The 17,927-nt window shown below is 70.8% G+C and carries 20 protein-coding genes; 11 read left to right on the top strand and 9 right to left on the bottom strand.

Annotated features, from left to right (window positions below):
• The first annotated feature begins 72 nt into the window (after positions 1-72).
• A complete protein-coding gene (locus ACZ5J1_RS05890) occupies positions 73-657 on the top strand; it encodes a hypothetical protein (RefSeq protein ID WP_464563421.1) in 585 nt (194 codons plus the stop codon).
• Positions 654-1,034 carry a hypothetical protein gene (locus ACZ5J1_RS05885; RefSeq protein ID WP_464563419.1) on the top strand — a complete coding sequence of 127 codons (381 nt, stop codon included), beginning with the start codon at positions 654-656 and terminating at the stop codon, positions 1,032-1,034. Before ACZ5J1_RS05890 ends, ACZ5J1_RS05885 begins: the two co-directional genes overlap by 4 nt.
• 7 nt (positions 1,035-1,041) lie before the next feature.
• Here ACZ5J1_RS05885 and ACZ5J1_RS05880 read toward each other — a convergent pair whose 3' ends face one another.
• From ACZ5J1_RS05880 to ACZ5J1_RS05870, 3 genes are read right to left on the bottom strand one after another with little or no spacing between them, the layout of a single operon-like run.
• The gene (locus ACZ5J1_RS05880; protein ID WP_464563417.1) at positions 1,042-1,383 is read right to left on the bottom strand and encodes a metallopeptidase family protein; all 342 of its coding nucleotides are present in this window, start codon (positions 1,381-1,383) and stop codon (positions 1,042-1,044) included.
• Between the two features lie 27 nt (positions 1,384-1,410).
• Complete coding sequence (locus ACZ5J1_RS05875; protein ID WP_464563415.1) at positions 1,411-2,193, bottom strand: SDR family NAD(P)-dependent oxidoreductase; 783 nt, start codon at positions 2,191-2,193, stop codon at positions 1,411-1,413.
• The gene (locus ACZ5J1_RS05870) at positions 2,190-2,948 is read right to left on the bottom strand and encodes an SDR family NAD(P)-dependent oxidoreductase (protein WP_464563413.1); all 759 of its coding nucleotides are present in this window, start codon (positions 2,946-2,948) and stop codon (positions 2,190-2,192) included. Before ACZ5J1_RS05870 ends, ACZ5J1_RS05875 begins: the two co-directional genes overlap by 4 nt.
• A gap of 90 nt (positions 2,949-3,038) precedes the next feature.
• On the opposite strand from ACZ5J1_RS05870, the gene ACZ5J1_RS05865 reads away from it, so the two are divergent.
• From ACZ5J1_RS05865 to ACZ5J1_RS05835, 7 genes are read left to right on the top strand one after another with little or no spacing between them, the layout of a single operon-like run.
• Positions 3,039-4,370: a flavin-containing monooxygenase gene (locus tag ACZ5J1_RS05865; RefSeq protein WP_464563411.1), complete on the top strand. Its 1,332-nt coding sequence runs from the start codon at positions 3,039-3,041 to the stop codon at positions 4,368-4,370.
• Positions 4,367-5,011: a TetR/AcrR family transcriptional regulator gene (locus tag ACZ5J1_RS05860; protein WP_464563409.1), complete on the top strand. Its 645-nt coding sequence runs from the start codon at positions 4,367-4,369 to the stop codon at positions 5,009-5,011. Before ACZ5J1_RS05865 ends, ACZ5J1_RS05860 begins: the two co-directional genes overlap by 4 nt.
• On the top strand, positions 5,008-5,961 hold the full coding sequence (locus tag ACZ5J1_RS05855; protein WP_464563407.1) for an alpha/beta hydrolase: 954 nt from the start codon (positions 5,008-5,010) through the stop codon (positions 5,959-5,961). Before ACZ5J1_RS05860 ends, ACZ5J1_RS05855 begins: the two co-directional genes overlap by 4 nt.
• Positions 5,958-7,556, top strand: coding sequence for an AMP-binding protein (locus ACZ5J1_RS05850; protein WP_464563405.1), 1,599 nt, complete (start codon positions 5,958-5,960; stop codon positions 7,554-7,556). The genes ACZ5J1_RS05855 and ACZ5J1_RS05850 overlap by 4 nt, the downstream gene beginning before the upstream one ends.
• 9 nt (positions 7,557-7,565) lie before the next feature.
• Positions 7,566-8,519, top strand: a complete 954-nt coding sequence (locus ACZ5J1_RS05845; RefSeq protein WP_464563403.1) for an LLM class flavin-dependent oxidoreductase — start codon at positions 7,566-7,568, stop codon at positions 8,517-8,519.
• Positions 8,516-9,616 carry a TIGR03857 family LLM class F420-dependent oxidoreductase gene (locus ACZ5J1_RS05840; protein WP_464563401.1) on the top strand — a complete coding sequence of 367 codons (1,101 nt, stop codon included), beginning with the start codon at positions 8,516-8,518 and terminating at the stop codon, positions 9,614-9,616. Before ACZ5J1_RS05845 ends, ACZ5J1_RS05840 begins: the two co-directional genes overlap by 4 nt.
• Positions 9,613-10,689 carry a phosphotransferase gene (locus ACZ5J1_RS05835; protein ID WP_464563400.1) on the top strand — a complete coding sequence of 359 codons (1,077 nt, stop codon included), beginning with the start codon at positions 9,613-9,615 and terminating at the stop codon, positions 10,687-10,689. The genes ACZ5J1_RS05840 and ACZ5J1_RS05835 overlap by 4 nt, the downstream gene beginning before the upstream one ends.
• 16 nt (positions 10,690-10,705) lie before the next feature.
• Here ACZ5J1_RS05835 and ACZ5J1_RS05830 read toward each other — a convergent pair whose 3' ends face one another.
• A complete protein-coding gene (locus ACZ5J1_RS05830) occupies positions 10,706-11,083 on the bottom strand; it encodes a VOC family protein (RefSeq protein ID WP_464563398.1) in 378 nt (125 codons plus the stop codon).
• Positions 11,084-11,193: 110 nt separating this feature from the next.
• Here ACZ5J1_RS05830 and ACZ5J1_RS05825 point away from each other — a divergent pair, with 110 nt between their 5' ends.
• Positions 11,194-12,777 carry an AMP-binding protein gene (locus ACZ5J1_RS05825; protein ID WP_464563396.1) on the top strand — a complete coding sequence of 528 codons (1,584 nt, stop codon included), beginning with the start codon at positions 11,194-11,196 and terminating at the stop codon, positions 12,775-12,777.
• 8 nt (positions 12,778-12,785) lie between these two features.
• Here the strand turns inward: ACZ5J1_RS05825 and ACZ5J1_RS05820 are convergent, their stop codons facing one another.
• The 5 genes from ACZ5J1_RS05820 to ACZ5J1_RS05800 form a co-directional block, all read right to left on the bottom strand.
• Complete coding sequence (locus ACZ5J1_RS05820) at positions 12,786-13,493, bottom strand: thermonuclease family protein (RefSeq protein WP_464563394.1); 708 nt, start codon at positions 13,491-13,493, stop codon at positions 12,786-12,788.
• Positions 13,494-13,555: 62 nt separating this feature from the next.
• A complete protein-coding gene (locus tag ACZ5J1_RS05815; protein WP_464563392.1) occupies positions 13,556-13,798 on the bottom strand; it encodes a DUF1272 domain-containing protein in 243 nt (80 codons plus the stop codon).
• A gap of 91 nt (positions 13,799-13,889) precedes the next feature.
• Positions 13,890-14,306 carry a VOC family protein gene (locus ACZ5J1_RS05810; protein ID WP_464563390.1) on the bottom strand — a complete coding sequence of 139 codons (417 nt, stop codon included), beginning with the start codon at positions 14,304-14,306 and terminating at the stop codon, positions 13,890-13,892.
• Positions 14,303-15,328, bottom strand: coding sequence for a zinc-dependent alcohol dehydrogenase (locus ACZ5J1_RS05805; protein WP_464563388.1), 1,026 nt, complete (start codon positions 15,326-15,328; stop codon positions 14,303-14,305). Before ACZ5J1_RS05805 ends, ACZ5J1_RS05810 begins: the two co-directional genes overlap by 4 nt.
• Positions 15,329-15,356: 28 nt before the next feature.
• Positions 15,357-16,973, bottom strand: coding sequence for a GMC family oxidoreductase (locus ACZ5J1_RS05800; protein WP_464563386.1), 1,617 nt, complete (start codon positions 16,971-16,973; stop codon positions 15,357-15,359).
• Positions 16,974-17,068: 95 nt separating this feature from the next.
• On the opposite strand from ACZ5J1_RS05800, the gene ACZ5J1_RS05795 reads away from it, so the two are divergent.
• Complete coding sequence (locus tag ACZ5J1_RS05795; RefSeq protein WP_464563384.1) at positions 17,069-17,908, top strand: LLM class F420-dependent oxidoreductase; 840 nt, start codon at positions 17,069-17,071, stop codon at positions 17,906-17,908.
• Positions 17,909-17,927 lie beyond the last annotated feature (19 nt).

Here is a 17,927-nt window from a genome sequence, read left to right as displayed (position 1 = left end):
TGTTCCACTCCGATGCAAGCGTTTTCGCGGTGTTTTCTTCATCGCGCCCGGACGGACGGGCAGACTCGGCTCATGACCCGTCGATCGCTGCCCGCCCTCGCCGCCTCTCTCCTGGCGGCAGCCGCACTGAGCACCTCCTGCGGCGGGACGTCCGACACCTCAGCGACCGACACCGATCCCGTCGACGAGCTGGCCCAGCACGACGGGGAGTACTGCCCCGCGCAGCTTCCGCGGGCATCCGAGGCGACCGGTGGCTTCGGCACCACCACGCCCGCCACGACCGAGCCGACGTTGCCGAAGCCGGAGGAGGCATGGCTCTGCGGCTACTACTCCACCGACGTCGACTGGGTGATGCAGGGCGATCCCCTCCAGCTCGACGCCACCCAGCTCGCAGCCTTCTCGACAGCGATCACCCACCTGGCCCCGGCCGATCCCGCACGGATGTGCACCGCCGACCTCGGGCCGCGCTACCTCGTCTCCTACTCCACGGGCACCGACCTCACCGGGGTCGTCATCGACGACTTCGGATGTCGGGACATCCGCCTGTCCGACGACCCGTTCAGCACCGTTCCCGGCGAATCCACCGAACCCGGGATCGTGCCCGGTGTCTTGACCGGACCGCTCGGCCTGCTCGACCAGCTTCCTGTCGCCCGATGACGACGGCGATCGACCGCGTACTCGGCGTCATCTTCCAGGACCTCGCCGCCACCGGCGTCGCCCTGCCCCGGGTCGACCCCACGCCCTGGCAGGTGGAGCCGTCGGAGTCCCTCATGCTGTTCGCTCCCGACGGGAGCGGCACCGGCGTGTGGCTGAACCCCGGGCCGTCCGAAGCGGACGGGCTGGCGCACCTGGCCGATCAGGTCCAGGAGTGGGTGATCGAGGAGCGCGCCCGCCTCGGGCAGCCGACGAACTGGCCCGCCTGCGCCGCCCACCCGTCGAACCATCCGCTGCGAGCCGTGGTCGAGCAGGGCCGCGCCGTCTGGGCCTGTCCGGCCGGCGCCCCAACCTCGACCCCGATCGGCGAGCTGGCCTGAGCCGCGGTCACCAACCCAGCTCGTGCAGCCGGTCGTCGTCGATGCCGAAGTGGTGGCCGATCTCGTGCACGACGGTCGTGCGGACCTCGTCGACGACCTGGTCCTCGCTGGTGCAGATCCGGCAGATCGCCTGCCGGTAGATGGTGATCCGGTCGGGCAGGACGCCGGCGTAGTCCGTCGTACGACTGGTCAGCGGGATGCCCTCGTAGAGGCCGAGCAGACCCTTCGGGCCACGTTCGTGCTGGACGACGACCGCGACGTTGTCCATCAGGGCACCGAGCTCGTCCGGGATCCCGTCGAGGGCTTCGGAGACCATGGCTTCAAAGCGTTCGGGCTCGATCTCGATCACTCCACGATTGTGCGTGAGGGCTGGTGATCAGCTCCCGACGCGCTCGGCGAGCTCGCGCCGCTGCTTCTCGACGAACCCGGTGCCGGCCCTCACCAACAGTCCGGGAGCCAGGCGGCCGAAGCGCCAGACCCAGCGGGCCTGGGCAGGGGCGATCACCCAGCCACGGTTGCGACGTACGCCGTCGAGGACCGCGGCGGCGAGGTCGTCGGGGTCGACGGGACGCTTGATGCCCTGCCCCTTGAGGTAGTAGTCCCGCCCCTTGAACCCGGAGATCTCGCCCTTGTCGAGGATCGGGGTGTCCACGGCCGACGGGCAGACGACCGTGACACCGACGTTGTGCGCCGCCGCCTCCTGGCGCAGCGACATCGACAGTCCCACGACGGCGTGCTTCGTCGCGACGTACGACGCCATCAGCCCGCCCGGCACCAGGCCGCCCATCGACGCGGTGTTGACGATATGGCCGCCGCCGGCGGCGATCATCGCCGGGTAGGCGGCGGCGATGCCGTGCACGACGCCTCGGAGGTTGACGTCGATGATCTGGTTCCACTGATCGAGCGTCAGGTCCTCGGTGTTGCCGAAGAACGTGATCCCGGCGTTGTTGAACAACAGGTCGAGCCGACCGTGCTCAGCGACGATCCGGTCGACCATCGTCTGGACGGCGGCGGCATCCGTGACGTCCATCCGCTCGACACCGGGGAGGTCGTCGGTCACGTCCGTTGCCACCACGTGCACTCCGTCCGCCTTCAGCGCGCGGACCAGCGCCGCACCGATCCCCGACGCGGCGCCGGTGACGAGCGCCGTGCGCGTCACGCGAAGGCCTTGGTGATCAGGCCGGGGAGGTCGGGGTAGCGCAGCAGGTGCGCCCCGCCGTTGATGTCGAGGGTCTCCCCCGTCACCCAGGCCGCGCCGAGCAGGTACTGCACGGCCTCGGCGATCTCACTCGGCTCACCGGAGCGACCGAGCGGCGTGTTGGCGAGGTACTCCTCGCGCACACCGGGGATGTCCATCGCCGGCGCGGTCAGGGGCGTGACGACCAGACCCGGAGCGACGGCATTGACCCGGATGCCGCGCTCGGCGAGCTCGAGGGCGGAGACCTGGGTGAGCGAGATCAGACCCGCCTTCGCCGCGCAGTACGCCGACAGGCCGGCGCCGGGCTGGCGACCGTTGAGCGAGGTCAGGCTCACGATCGCGCCTCCGGGACCCAGCACGCGTCCGGCGTGCTTGATCACCAGGAACGAGCCCGTCAGGCAGACGTCGACGACGCGGCGCCACTCGGTGACGTCGTGGTCGACGACGGCGGCGAGCGTGCTGGTGCCGGCGCAGTTGACCACCGCACCGACCCCGGCCACGACCTCGGAGTCGAAGACGGCGGCGACGGACTCCTCGTCGGTGACGTCGATCGCGACACCGGCATGTTCCGGCCCCAGGCGAGCCGCGGTGGCGCGCGCCGCGTCGGCGTTCAAGTCGGCGACGACGACCCGGTCCCCCGCCGCAGCCAGGGCTTCGGCGATGGCCTCACCGATGCCCGAAGCGCCACCGATCACCAAGGAAATTCTCTGGAACATGTTCTACTCCTGACGTTTGTCTGGAACTGTTGACGCGTGTCAACTCGACACATAATGTGATGTGGACCACACGATGCGCAAGGAGTTCTGATGAATCGACCGACCGTCGCAGTGATCGGTGCAGGGATCAGCGGCCTGACCACGTCGAAGATGCTGGCCGACTACGGGGTGCCCTTCACGACCTTCGAAGCATCGGACCGGGTCGGCGGCAACTGGGCCTTCGGGAACCCGAACGGCCACTCGAGCGCCTACCGCTCGTTGCACATCGACACCTCGAAGCACCAGCTCTCGTTCCGGGACTTCCCGATGCCCGAGGACTACCCCGACTTCCCGCACCACACCCTGATCAAGGACTACCTCGACGCCTACACCGACGCGTTCGGCCTGCGCGAGAAGATCGAGTTCTCCAACGGTGTGGTGAAGGCGACCCGGCTGCCCGGCGGCGGCTGGGAGATCCTCGACCAGCGCGGCGCCACCCGGCACTTCGACCTGCTCGTCGTCGGCAACGGCCACCACTGGGACCCGCGGATGGCCGAGTTCCCCGGCGAGTTCACCGGCGAGTCGATCCACTCCCACGGCTACATCGACCCCTGGACCCCGCTGCACCTGATGGACCAGCGGATCCTCGTGGTCGGCCTGGGCAACAGCGCGGCCGACATCATCGTCGAGCTCTCCCAGCGGGCGCTGCGCAACGAAGTCACCCTCTCCACCCGCAGCAGCGCCTGGATCGTGCCGAAGCTCGTCGCCGGCAAGGCCGCCGACATGAACTACCGCACCATCCCGCAGCTCCCGCTCGGGCTGCAGCGCAAGGTCGCCCAGTGGGGTCAGCGCTTCACCTACTCCGACCCGACGCTCTACGGCCTGCCCACGCCGAACCACAAGTTCTTCGAGGCGCACCCGACCCAGTCCGGCGAGCTTCCCCTCCGCCTCAAGTCCGGCGACGTCACCCCGAAGGGGAACATCGCCCGGCTGGACGGCGAGACGGTGCACTTCGAGGACGGCACCAGCGCCGACTTCGACGTGATCATCTACGCCACCGGCTACAACCTGACCTTCCCGTTCTTCGACCCGGAGTTCCTGTCGGCTCCCGACAACCGGATCGACCTCTACAAGCGGATCTTCTCCCCCGGCATCGACGACCTGATGTTCGCCGGCTTCGCGCAGTCGACCCCGACGCTCTTCCCGTTCGTCGAGGCGCAGGCCCGCCTGATCGCCGCCTACGCGATCGGCGAGTACGTGCCGCCGTCGGTGCCGGACATGCACGCCACGATCAAGGCCGACGACCAGCTGTACATGGGCCACATGCTCGACCGCCCTCGGCACACGCACCAGCTGGACTACTTCGTCTACGAGCACGACCTGCGGACCAAGGAGATCCCGGCCGGTCGGCGGCGAGCCCGGGCCGCCCGAGGCGTGGCGTGAGCAGTCCCGTGACGAGCAGCGGGTGGGACCGGCTGGTGGATCGCCGCGGTGACGCCCGTGGCGACGCGCGCCGCTCGGCCCTGCTCGAGGCGTTGGACGAGCTCCTCATCGAGCAGTCGCTGGAGGAGATCAACGTCGCCCAGATCTCGACGCAGGCCGGCGTCACCCGGTCGGCGTTCTACTTCTACTTCGAGTCGAAGGCGATCGCGGCGATGGCCCTGCTCGCCGACCTGTACGACGCCGCCGCTGCTGCGAACGCCCTGCTGCTCGACGTCACCCAGGACCCGGAGACGCGGATCCGGACGGCGCTGGGCCTGCTCTTCGACTCCGTCGACGCCCACCCGCACCGCTACCGCGCCCTGCTCGGCGCCCGGTTCAGCAGTGCGCAGGTGCGCGACATGTGGGACGAGGGTCTGGTGGCGTTCTCCCGCGTGATCGCCGACCTGATCCGCGACGAGCGGGAGCGGGGCGCCGCAACCGCCGGGCCGCCCCCGGACGCCCTCGCGACGGTGCTGCTCGACGTCAACAACCACGCCCTCGAACGGCACGCGCTGGGCCGAGGCCCGGACCGCGACGAGCACGTCACCACCTTGACCTTCCTCTGGATGAGCAGCATCTACGGCACCAGGAGCACCTCATGACGACCGACCAGACCAGCCCCCTGATCACGACCACGACGTTCTCCGTCCCGATCGCCGGGGTCCGCCTGGCTGCGACCCACTACACCGGCACCGACGCGCTCGCCTCGCCGGCCGGGCGCCCGGTCGTCGTGCTCGCCCACGGTCTGGCCGGCACCCAGGACAGCGGCCTGGAGGCCTTCGCCGCGGGGTTCGCCGCGGCCGGGATCGACGCCGTCACCTTCGACTACCGCGGCTTCGGGCTCAGTGACGGCAGCCCGCGCCAGGTGGTCTCGTTGTCCGCTCAGCTCGAGGACCTCGCCGCCGTCGTGGACGCGGCCCGTCGCCTGCCCGGGGTCGACGCGACCCGGGTCGCCCTCTGGGGGATCTCACTCGGCGGTGGACACGTCCTGACTACGGCCGCTGCCGACCAGGACGGCGTGGCCGCGGTCGTGGCCGCCGTACCGCTGGTCGACGGACTGGCTGCGGCCAAGCACGCGCTGGCCGTGCACAGCGTCGGCTCGATGGCGCGGGCCAGCGTCACCGGGTTCGCAGGACGGATCCGGCGCTCGATCGGCCGCGACCCGCTGATGATCCCGGTGGTGGCCCGACCCGGCGAGGTCGGTGCGCTCACCGTCCCGGGGGCGTTGGAGGACTACCTCGCGATGGCGGGTCCGAGCTGGCGCAACGAGATCGCGGCCGACGTGACGCTCGAGCTCGGTGACCGCAGCGCCGCCAAGGCGGTGCAGACCCTGCGGGTGCCGACGCTGGTCCAGATCGCCGACTTCGACCGGAGCGCGCCGCCGCACGCCGCCGCCAAGGCCGCGTTCGCCGCCCGCGCCGAGGTACGGCACTACCCCGGCGACCACTTCGAGCTGTTCCCGGGCAAGGACTGGCACGAGCCGGCACTGGCCCATGCCACCCAGTTCCTGACCCGCGTCCTTGCCCCTGCTGCCGCCGAGGAGACCCTGTGAGCAACCCCGAGTCCGTCCAGGCGATCCTGCGCGGTCACGCCGAGCGCGACACCGTCGCGCTCGCCTTCGACGACCGGCGGTGGACCTGGCGCGAGTTCGTCGCCGGTGCCGCGGCCCGCGCGCACCACCTCGCCGACCTGATGAGCGGCGCGCCCGCCGACGCGCCGCGGCACGTCGGCACGCTGCTGGAGAACACCCCCGAGATGGCGTTCGCCCTCGCGTCGGGCGGCATCGGCGGACACGTCACCGTCGGGGTCAACGCCACCCGGCGGGGTGCCGGCCTGGCCTCCGACATCGCCCGCACCCACGTCCAGGTGCTGCTCACCGACACCGCCCACCTGCCGCTGCTCGACGGGCTCGACCTCGGCGCGGTGCAGGTCGTCAACACCGATGACGCAGCGTGGACCGACGCCGTCGCCGCCGCCCCGACCACGGTGGACGGGTTCCCCGAGGCCGGCATCTTCGACACCTTCATGCTGATCTTCACCTCGGGCACCAGCGGTGACCCGAAGGCGGTGCAGATCAGCAACTTCACCGTGATCATGTCGGGCTCGACCCTGGTGGAGCGCTTCGAGCTCACCCCGGCCGACGTCTGCTACTCCTCGATGCCGATGTTCCACTCCAACGCCCTGCTGGCCTGCATCGCGCCGGCCTGGTGGGCCGGTGCGGCGCTCGCCCTGGGCCGCAAGTTCAGTGCCTCGGGCTTCCTCGCCGAGATCCGCAGCTACGGCGCGACCTACATGAACTACGTCGGCAAGCCGCTGGCCTACGCCCTGGCCACTCCTGAGCAGCCCGACGACGCCGACAACCCGTTGCGGGTCGCGTTCGGCAACGAGGCCTCCGACCGCGACATCGCCGAGTTCGGCCGCCGCTTCGGCTGCACGGTGTGGGACGGCTTCGGCTCCACCGAGGCCGCGGTCATCATCATCCGTCCCGACGACACCCCCGCCGGATCGGTCGGGCAGCCCTTCGACGGGGTCGCGGTCTTCAACCGGGAGACACTCGAGGAGTGCCCGCGCGCGATCTTCGGGGAGCACGGCGTGGTGACCAACCTCGACGACGCCGTCGGCGAGCTGGTCAACACCTCCGGTGGTGGCTGGTTCGGGGGCTACTACAACGACGAGTCCTCGACCGCCGAGCGGATGCAGCACGGGATGTACTGGTCGGGCGACCTCGCGTACCGCGACGACGCCGGCTTCGTCTACCTCGCCGGCCGGACCAGCGACTGGCTCCGGGTCGACGGGGAGAACCTCGCCGCGGCGCCGATCGAGCAGATCCTGCTGCGCCACCCGGCGATCAGCCAGCCGGCGGTCTACGGCATCCCCGACCCGATGGTCGGCGACCAGCTGATGGTCGCCGTGGTGCTGCGCGACGGTGCGTCGCTCGAACCGACCGAGTTCGCCGACTTCCTCGCCAGCCAGGAGGACCTGTCGGCCAAGGCCTGGCCGCGCTACGTCCGGATCGCTGAGAAGCTGCCCTCGACCGCCACCAACAAGGTGCTCAAGCGCGACCTGGTCCGTGAGGCCACCGACGTGGGCGCCGACGTGCTCTGGGAGCGCGGCGCGCGCGACCGGGTCTACGCGGTCAGCAGCTGAGGCGTCGGGATGGGAGTGGTCAGCGTCGCCCGCTTCGACTTCCGGGCGCCTGGGGCGAAGGCTCCGAAGCGGTCCGAGCTGTTCCGCCGCGCGGTGGACCAGGTCGCCTACCTCGACGGCACCGCCCTGGGTGCGGTGATGGTCTCCGAGCACCACGCTTCCCCCGACGGCTACCTGCCGTCCCCGCTCGTGGTCGCCTCGGCGTTCGCGGCGGTGACGACGAGGCTGCCGATCACGGTCTCCGCCCTGCTCGCACCGCTGTACGACCCGATCCGGCTGGCCGAGGACATCGCCGTCCTCGACCATCTCTCGGGCGGCCGGGTCAACTACACCCTCGGGATCGGCTACCGGCCCGAGGAGTACGCGCTGCACGGTCGCGAGTGGGCCACCCGGGGCCAGCAGCTCGATGCGGTGATCGAGGCGCTGCAGGAGGCCTGGCTGCCGGACTCCGCGGTGCACCCGAAGCCGCTGAGTCGGCCGCACCCGCTGCTCTTCATCGGTGGCGGCTCGCCAGCCGCGGCGCGGCGGGCGGCGCGCTACGGCCTGCACTTCCAGCCGCAGTCCACCGATCCCTCGTTGGTCGACCTGTACCGGCAGGCGTGTCGCGACCTGGGTCGTGAGCCCGGGTTGGCGCTGGTGCCACCGCCCGGTCCGCTGAGCGTCTTCTGCACCCGCGACCCCGAGCGCTTCTGGGCGGAGTACGGCGACCACCTGCTCGCCGACGCCCAGGGCTACGAGGCCTGGCGTCCTGCAGGGATGACCCACGTCGTCGCCGACGGGTCACGGACCGTGGCCGACGTACGGGAGAGCGAGATGTACCTGGTGGCCACGCCCGAGGAGCTCAAGGACCGGATCGGGTCCGGCGACCTGGGTCTGATCTCGTTGCACCCGCTCTGCGGCGGGCTGCCGGCCGAGCCGTCGTGGGAGTCGGTCCGGCTGATCGGCGACGAGGTGCTGGTGTGACGGCCTTCAACGAGCTCGGCTTCTACGGGCTGGCCGGGCACACCACCTCCCCCGCCGACCTGCTCGACGAGTGCCGCCTGGCCGAGGAGCTCGGACTCGGGTCGGTGTTCCTCTCCGAGCGGTTCAACGTCAAGGACGCCGGCGTGCTCGCCGGTGCCGCCGCGGCTGCCACGACCCGGCTGGGCATCGGCACCGCGGCGACGAACCACTCCACCCGGCATCCCCTGGTGACCGCGACCCTGGCCACCACCGCTCACCGGCTCTCCGGCGGTCGCTACGCCCTGGGGCTCGGCCGCGGCTTCGACCTGCTGTGGGACGTGATGGGCCTGCCGCGGATCACCAGCGCACAGATGGCCGACGCGATCGGGATCTACCGCACGCTCTGGCACGGCGGCGCCGTGATGGGCCACGCCGGTCCGGCGGGTTCCTACCCCTATCTGTCCCAGGACTCCAGCTTCGACGAGGACATCCCGATCCTGATGATGGCGATCGGTGACGCGACGTTGCGGCTGGCCGGCCGGGTGGCGGACGGGGTGGTGCTGCACACCTTCTTCACCGACGCGACCCTGGCCCGCGCGGTCGACATCGTCCGGACCTCCGCCGCCGAGGCCGGCCGCGATCCTGCCTCGATCCGGATCTGGTCGGTCCTCGCCACCGTCGACGACGGCCTGCCCGAGGAGGTCAGGCTGCGCAAGCTGGTCGGCCGGCTCGCCACCTACCTCCAGGGGTACGGCGCCGCCCTGGTGCGCGCCAACGGCTGGGACGCGGTCGACCTGGAGCGGTTCCGCTCCGACCCGCTGCTGCAGGGCTATCCGGGCGCGCTCGACGCGATCGGGACGGTCGAGGAGCTGACCTACCTGCGCGACTCGGTGCTGCCCGCAGCCTGGCTGGCCGCGTCCGCCACCGGCACCCCGGTGCAGTGCGCCGAACGGATCGCCGACCAGTTCACCGCCGGCGCCGACTCGGTGATCCTGCACGGCGCGACGCCGACGGAGCTGCGCGGCGTTCTCCAGGCCTGGGCACCGCTGCGCGAGCAACGCTTCGGCACCGCCTTCGACCACCTGCCCGCCAACCCCGGATGGAGCCACCCACGATGAACGTCCGCGCCACGCGACCGATCTCGACCGCCGACGAGATCACGCCCGACTGGGTCTCCGAGGCCCTGGGGACCCCCATCACCGACCTCGTCGTCGAACGGATCGGCGCCGGGCAGATCGGCTCCTGCTACCGACTCGGGCTTCACGGTCCCGACATCGGCCCGCACGCACCGGCGAGCGTGCTGGTGAAGCTGCCCAACCCGGATCCGGCGACGCGGGCGATGGTGGCGGGGACCTACCGCACCGAGACCCGGTTCTACGGCGAGCTGCTGCCCACCCTGGCCGTCCGCACCCCGGCCTGCCTGCACGCGACCGGCGTCGCCGACGACGGGGCGTTCGCCCTGGTGCTGGAGGACCTCGCCCCTGCACGGGCCGGCGAGCAGATCGCCGGCTGCACGGTCGAGGAGGCGCAGATCGCCGCGCTCAACCTGGCCGGACTGCACGGCCCGCGCTGGTCGGACCCGACCCTGCTCGAGCTCGGCTGGATCACGGCGAGCGACGCCGAGCAGGCCGCCACCCTGGGCGAGCTCTACGGCCCGACCGTCGAGCTGTTCGTCGCCCAGCTCGGCGACCTGCTGGCACCTGAGGACGCGGCCACGCTGCGCGAGGCGGCCCCGCTGATCGCGACCTGGGAGCTCGGCCGCGGCGGCCGGTTCGCCCCGGTGCATGGCGACTACCGGCTGGACAACCTGCTCTTCACCGAGTCGCGCGATGGTTCGGGCTCAGCGGTCGACGGCGTGTTCGCGGTCGACTGGCAGACGCTCAGCATCGGCCTGCCCGCCCGCGACCTGGCCTACCTGCTGGGCACCGGCCTGTCGGTGGAGGATCGGCGGCTCCACGAGAAGGGGATCGTCGAGGCGTACCGCGCCGCGCTGGCGACACACGAGGTGGAGATCTCGGCCGAGGTGGCGTGGGACGACTACCGGTTCGCGATGCTCGCCGGGCCGTTGGTGGCGGCGTTCGGCTGCGCGTACGGCACCCGGACCGAGCGCGGAGACCGAATGTTCGCTGCGATGGCCCACCGTTCCGCGACGGCGATGCGGGACCTCGACACGCTCGCCCTCATCAGCTAGTCGCGGGTGGTGCGGTTCAGTCGGCCTGGACCACCCAGACCCAGTTGCCGTCGGGGTCGGTGAGGGAGAACATCCGCGGGACGGGGCCGTCCCCGCCCATGATCTCTCCGACCTCGACGCCGAGGGCGGACAGACGATCGCGCTCGGCCTGGACGTCGGAGGTCTCAACGCCGACCGAACCTCCCCCGGGCTCGCCGCCCATCGGAGGGTTGAGGGCGAGCACCGCCTCGGATCCGGCCGGAGCGACCTCGACCCAGCGGCCCGACTGGTCGCCGTCGCCGAAGGCGATGTCGTCGCGGAGCTCCCAGCCCAGCGTGGTGGTGTAGAAGCCGATGGCGGCGTCCTGGTCGGCGACGCTGAACATGGCCGTGGCGATCTTGGTGATGGTGGTCATTCCTCCAATCTGGCACCCGTTCCGCTGGAACGACAGCCCACCTAGAACAGGTTCCAAAAACTTCGTCGAAATGGTGGACGCCCCGACGCTCCCTTTGCCAGGCTCCAGGGATGACGCGGCCACTCACGCTGGGCGACCTCCTCGAAGCGATGGCGGACGCCGTCCCGGACCGGACAGCGGTCTTCACGATGGACCGCCGCCACACCTATGCCGAGCTCGACGAGCGTGCGACTCGGCTCGCGAACCACCTGGTGTCGCTCGGGATCGAGCCCGGGGAGCACGTGGCGGTGCACTCGAAGAACCGGATCGAGTGGGTCGAGGCGCTCTACGGCTGCCTCAAGGCGCGCGTGGTGCCGATCAACGTGAACTTCAAGTACCTCGCCGACGAGCTCGCCTATCTCTACGACAACGCCGACTGCGTCGCTGCGATCGTCGAGCCCGAGTACGTCGACGTGGTCGCCGCGCTCGACCTGCCGAAGCTGCGCGCGGTGCTGGTGCTGGGGTCCGACTACGAGGCGGCGCTGGCCGCGGCCTCGACGGACCGGGCCCTCGGCGGTCGAGCTGCCGAACGCACCGGCGACGACCCGTACATCCTCTACACCGGCGGCACCACGGGCCGACCGAAGGGCGTGGTCTGGCGCAACGCCGACATCATCCCCGCGGCGATGAACGAGGCCCGGTTCAAGGCGCCGATCACCTCGGTCGAGGACCTCGCCACCGAGGCGGTGGCGAACCAGAACCCGATGACGATGCTCGCCTGCGGCCCGATGATGCACGGCGGCAGCCAATGGATCCTCGGCAACGGGCACGTGTCGGGGCAGTCGGTGGCGCTCTACACCGAGCCGCACTTCGAGGCCACCACCCTGCTCGACCTGGTCGAGGCGGCCGGCGTGGTCTCGTTGACCTTCCTCGGCGACGCGATGGGGCGCCCCGTCGCCGATGCGATCGCGGCCGAACCCGACCGCTGGGACCTCTCGGGCCTGATGGCGATGTCGAACGGATCGGCGCCGCTCTCCGACGCGGTCCGGACGCAGCTGCGCGAGGTGCTGCCCGGCCGCTTCATCCTGGACACGATGGGCTCCTCGGAGTCCGGCGCGGCGGCGAACCGGATCGACTCCGGTGAGGACGCCGGCGCCGGAGCGCCCCGGTTCAACGCCTCGCCCGAGGTGCGTGTGATCCGGCCGGACCTGACCACCGCCGACGTCGGCGAGGAGGGGCTGCTGGCCCGGACCGGGTACCTCCCGCTCGGCTACTACAACGACCCGGTCAAGACCGCGGCCACGTTCCGCGAGATCGACGGCCAGCGCTGGTCGATCCCCGGCGACGCCGCCCGGCTCGAGGAGGACGGCACGATCACGCTGCTGGGTCGCGGGTCGGTGTGCATCAACACCGGCGGCGAGAAGGTGCACCCCGAGGAGGTCGAGGCGGTGCTGCTGCGCCACTCGTCGATCCTCGACGCGGTGGTCGTCGGCACGCCGCACGAGCGTTGGGGGCAGCAGGTGGTGGCGCTGGTCGCGGCCCGTGACGGGCACACCCTGACCACCGACGAGGTGCGCGACCACTGCCGAGCCCTGATCGCGAACTACAAGGTGCCGAAGGAGATCATCTTCGTGCCCGAGGTGCCGCGGACCGTGGTCTCCAAGGTCGACTACCCCGCCAGTGCCGCGTTGGCGCGGGAGAAGCTGGGCGTCTGAGCCAGCGGTCAGACCTTCGACCGTCGGTACCCGGCCTTCTGAGCGGCGGCCTCGGTGGCGAAGCACTCCTCGGGGTGGGTGTCGGCGTAGTACTGCTGACCCGGCAGGTGATAGATCCAGCCGTTCGAGCCGCGGTTGCCCTTGATCGGGGCACTGCTCGGGCAGTCCCAGCCCTGCGGCGAGGAGGACCCTCCACCACCCTGGGGCGCCTTCGTCGACGCTGGGGCGTTCCTGCAGCCCTTCAGCTTGTACTTCCGATCGAGGCGAACATAGGCGGACTGCTTCGGGTGGTGGTCGTAGCCGGTGCGTGAGTCGTACCGAGCACGGGCACCGCGCTTGATCTGCGCCTTCCCCACGTCGGTGCCGTCGCGGTTCACGACGTACAACAGCAGCCGCCCGTAGTCGTCCTCGTCCCGCACCGATCCTGGGTTGACGACCTTGATCATCGATCCTGCCGGCGCCAACCGCTGCGCATACTTCTTGAGTCGGGCGGCACCGCACGTGCCCATCTCCGGTGTGTCCACCCCGATCAGTCGGACCCGTCCGATCGAGGTCGTCACGGTGTCGCCATCGGCCCAGTGGTCGACCTTCACCCAGCGGGACGCGGACTCCGATCGCGCCGCGAGCGCCGTGCCCTGGGCCTCCGGGAGAGCCACCAGCACGAGAGCCAGCATCGCCAGGACACCAGGAAGTGCCATCGGTCGTCGTCGAGTCACGCGCCACACCGTAGGAGAGGACGCGTCCGCCCACACCGGATTTGGCTCAACGGCGGCCGCCGTCAGGGGCGGTGCAGACCTGCCTGAACCACCCTCACCGTGGAAGCCGGGTGCGCCTCGAGGTGAGCAGCGGGTCGAACGGGGCGACGCTCAAGCCCTCCGCCGCAGTTCGGGCAGCTGCCGCCCAGGCACCGGTCGACACACCGGGCACACCAGGTGCACTCGAAGGTGCAGATCATCGCCACGTGCGACTCGGGCGGCAGGTCGAGATCGCAGCACTCGCAACTCGGACGCAGCTCCAACATGGCGTCAGTCTCGCAGCGAGGTCGCCTTGAGACCGTCGTAGAAGGCGCGCATCCACGGCTCGATCTGCATCAGCTCCACGTACGGCGTCCCTCAGCTCGCGCCGTCGAGGTAGGCGTACCGGATCGCCCCGTCGGCCATGCTGCCGCCCTGCGCGACCGACAGCCCGGCAGCGGCGGCCCCGGCGAGGTCGACGTCCAGGTCGGCCGACTCGATCGCGACGTGGTGCAGTCCCGGTCCGCCCGCCGCGAGGAAGTCGGCATAGATCGAGGCGCCCGACGTCGGCTGGATCAGCTCCAGCTGCAGGTCCCGGGAGTAGGCCAGGCCGATGTGCGCGGCGAACTCGGCCGGCTGGCCGCCGTACTGGTTGTGCTCGGCGTCGAAGACGACGTCGCGCATCACGGTCCACGGGCCGGAGCCGAGCGCGGCCTGCGCCTCGACCGCGGCGTCGATGTCCTCGACCACCCAGCAGACCTGGATGAGCGGCCGGTCGCTCAGCACTCCGCTCATCGCGTCGGGTCCACGAGGACCTTGGTGTGCGCGGTGGCACCCGAGTGCAGCTCCCCGAGTACGTCGCCGAGCTCGGCGAGGCCGATGGTGCCGGTGTGCAGGGGCGCCACGTCGACCGACCCGTCGGCGATGAACCGCATCGCGGTGAGGAAGTCCTCGTGGTGGTAGGTCGTGGAGGCGACCACGCGGAGCTCGCGCACCACCCAGTCGGTGTAGTTGACCTCGGAGAGCCCGGTGGCCACCCCGAGCAGGGAGAGCGTCCCGCCGCGGCGGACCAGCTCGGCCGAGGGCTGCAGCAGGGCGGCGACGCCGCTGCACTCGTAGAGCACGTCGGCGCCGAGTCCCTGGGTGAGCTCGGTGAGACGCGTCCGGACCTCCGGGCCCGGCGCCAGGACGTCGGTGAACCCGAGAGCCCTGGCGACATCCCGGCGCTGCTCGTTGGGCTCGACGACCAGCACGTGGCCGGCGCCGGCGTGGCGGGCGACCTGGGAGGTGAGGAGCCCGATCGGTCCCGCACCCTGGACGACGACGACGTCACCGAGCCGCTGTCCGGTGCGCTTGACCCCGTGGACCGCGACGGCGACGGGTTCGACCATCGCCGCCGCAGCGTCAGTGAGCCCGGGCAGCACCGGCATCACCTGGCGGCGTGCCACGGTGAGCGTGCTGGCGAACGCCCCGTGGGGCGGGCTGTTCGGGGCGAAACCGATCCCTTCGTAGAAGGCGAGCTCGCAGTGCTCGGCGTGGCCCCTCACGCACGGGGCGCAGGTCCCGCAGGGCGGCCCGACACACGTGATGACCCGGTCCCCGACGGCGAGGTCGTCGACGCCGTCACCGAGCGCCGCGACGGTGCCGGTCCACTCGTGGCCGAAGATCGCGGGCGGGTAGACGTCCCCGTCGACGTAGTTGTGCACGTCGGACCCGCAGATGCCCGAGTACGTCACCGCCACCCGGACCTGGCCCGGCCCGGGTGCGGCCGCACCCTCGACGTCGTCGACCACGACGACGTCGAGGGGTGCGTGCACGCGGGCGAAGCGACCAGCTGTCGGCTGGTCAGCCAAGGATGAACTCCGCACACCGCTCGCCGATCAGGATCGACGGGGCGTTGGTGTTGCCGCTGGTCACGCTCGGCATCACCGAGGCGTCGGCGACCCGAAGACCCTCGATGCCCTTCACCTTGAGGTCGGGCGTGACCACGGCGCGCTCGTCGGTCCCCATCCGGCAGGTGCCGACGGGGTGGTAGACCGAGTGCACGATGTTGGGCAGTACCTCGCGGATCTTCGCGGGGTCGGCGTAGTCCGGACCGGGCGCGATCTCGCCCTCGCTGTCCCCGACCCCGACCATCGCCTCACGGATCCGGGCGATGCCCTCGAGCAGCACCTCGGTGTCGTCGGGGTGGGAGAGGTAGTTGGGGTCGATCAGCGGCGCGGCGAGCGGGTCGGTGCTGGCCAGCTTCACCGTGCCCCGGCTCTTGGGGTGGATCAGGGTGGGCAGGATGCACAGACCCGGCTTGGTCGTCGGCGGGCGGACCGGCTCGTCGGCGTCCTGGTTGGGGAACGGGTAGACCCAGTAGAGGACGTGCATCTGCAGGTCGGGCGACTCCGTGGCGAGCGCGGACTTGATGAAGCCGGACGCCTCGAACTGCGAGCCCGCGGCCCAGCCCTTGCGGGTGATCCGTGCCTTGAACAGGCCGCGGAGGAAGTACCCCGGCGTGGGCCGGCGCAGCGCGGAGTCCATCCGGAACGACACCGGGACGTAGAGGTGGTCGTGCAGGTTCTCCCCGACCGGCAGGTCGGCCAGCACGGGAATCCCGAGGCGCTGGAGCTCCTCGGCCGGACCGATGCCCGAGAGCATCAGCAGCTTGGGCGAGTCGAAGACACCGGCGGCGAGGACGACCTCGCGGCCGGCGCTGATGATGAGCTTCTTGCCGTCGGCGTCGAGCACCTCGACGCCCGTGGCTCGGTTGCCGTCGAGCACCAGCTTGGTGGCGCGGAGCTTGGTCAGCAGACGCAGGTTCTCCGGTGCGCCGCGGAGGTAGCCCTTCGCGGTGGAGTAGCGCCGGCCCTCGGCCGCGCTGATCTGGATGACGCCGAAGCCCTCCTGGGACTTGCCGTTGTAGTCGTCGAGCACGGGCACGCCCAAGCGTGCGGGCACGGTGTCGAGGAAGGTCTTCGCCGCGGGCGTGAGGTTGACCTGCTTGCGCACCTTGATCGGGCCGCCGGCGCCACGGAACTCGTCCTCGCCGCCCTCCCAGTCCTCGATCTTCTTGAAGGTCGGCAGCACGTCGTCGTAGCCCCAGCCGGTGGCACCGTCGGCGGCCCAGTCGTCGTAGTCGGTCCGGTTGCCGCGCACCCAGAGCATCCCGTTGATCGAGCTGGAGCCGCCGACCACCTTGCCGCGCAGCATCGGGATCTCACGGTTCAGCGCCGACTTCTGCGGAACGGAGCGGTAGCCCCAGTCGAACTGTTTCTTGAGCTGGGGCGTGGACAGCATCACCGAGACGCCGCCGGGGACCTCGAGCATGTTCTTCACGCCGAAGCGGGTGTCGGAGTCCCCCGCCTCGATGACGATGACCGAGGCGCCGGAATCGGCCAACCTCCGCGCCGTCGCCGCGCCGGCACTGCCGGCCCCCACCACCACGTAGTCCGCCTGCAAACCGGCCTGCGCCATTGCGTGCCTCCCTCAGATCCCCTGCTGATGATCGCCCGGACACGTGTCCAGCCGAAGTGTTCCCCAAACCTAGAACAGGTTCTATTGTGGCGTCCATGCGCAATGGCATCGTTCTCTTCACCTCTGACCGCGGTATTCGGCCGGCCGACCTGGCCAAGGCTGCGGAGGAGCGTGGCTTCGACACCTTCTACGTCCCCGAGCACACCCACATCCCGGTCAAGCGCGAGGCGCTGCACCCCACGGGTGGCGAGGAGCTTCCCGACGACCGCTACATGCGCACCCTCGACCCGTGGGTCACGCTCGGCACCTGTGCCGCCGTCACCTCCCGTATCGGTTTGTCGACAGCGGTCGCCCTGCCGGTCGAGTCCGACCCGATCACCCTGGCCAAGACCCTGGCCACCCTCGACTTCCTCTCCGGCGGCCGGGTCACGCTCGGTGTCGGCTTCGGGTGGAACACCGACGAGCTGACCGACCACCACGTCCCGGCCGACCGCCGCCGGACGGTGCTCAAGGAGTACCTCGAGGCCATGCGCGCCCTGTGGACGCAGGAGGAGGCGTCGTACGACGGCGAGTTCGTGAACTTCGGACCCAGCTGGGCCTACCCGAAGCCGCCGCAGGGCCGGATCCCGGTCATCGTCGGCGCCGAGCTCGGCCCGCAGACGGCCCGATGGATCGCGAAGAACGCGGACGGCTGGATGAGCACGCCGCGCTCGGACGGCATCGGCGACAAGGTGAAGTCGCTCCAGGTCGCCTGGGAGGAGGCCGGTCGCGAGGGCAAGCCCGAGATCAAGGTGCTGGTCGCCAAGAAGCCGACCCCCGAGGACTTCGTCGAGTGGGCCGTCGCCGACGAGCTGATCTGGGGCGTCCCGGACGCCGAGCCGGAGATCGTGCTGCCGTACCTGGACAAGCTGGCGGGGCGCCTCGGCCTCATCTGACCTCTGACCGAAGGAAGGG

Source organism: Nocardioides sp. JCM 18999, assembly GCF_055391175.1.
This window is presented reverse-complemented; position numbering and strand designations above follow the sequence as displayed.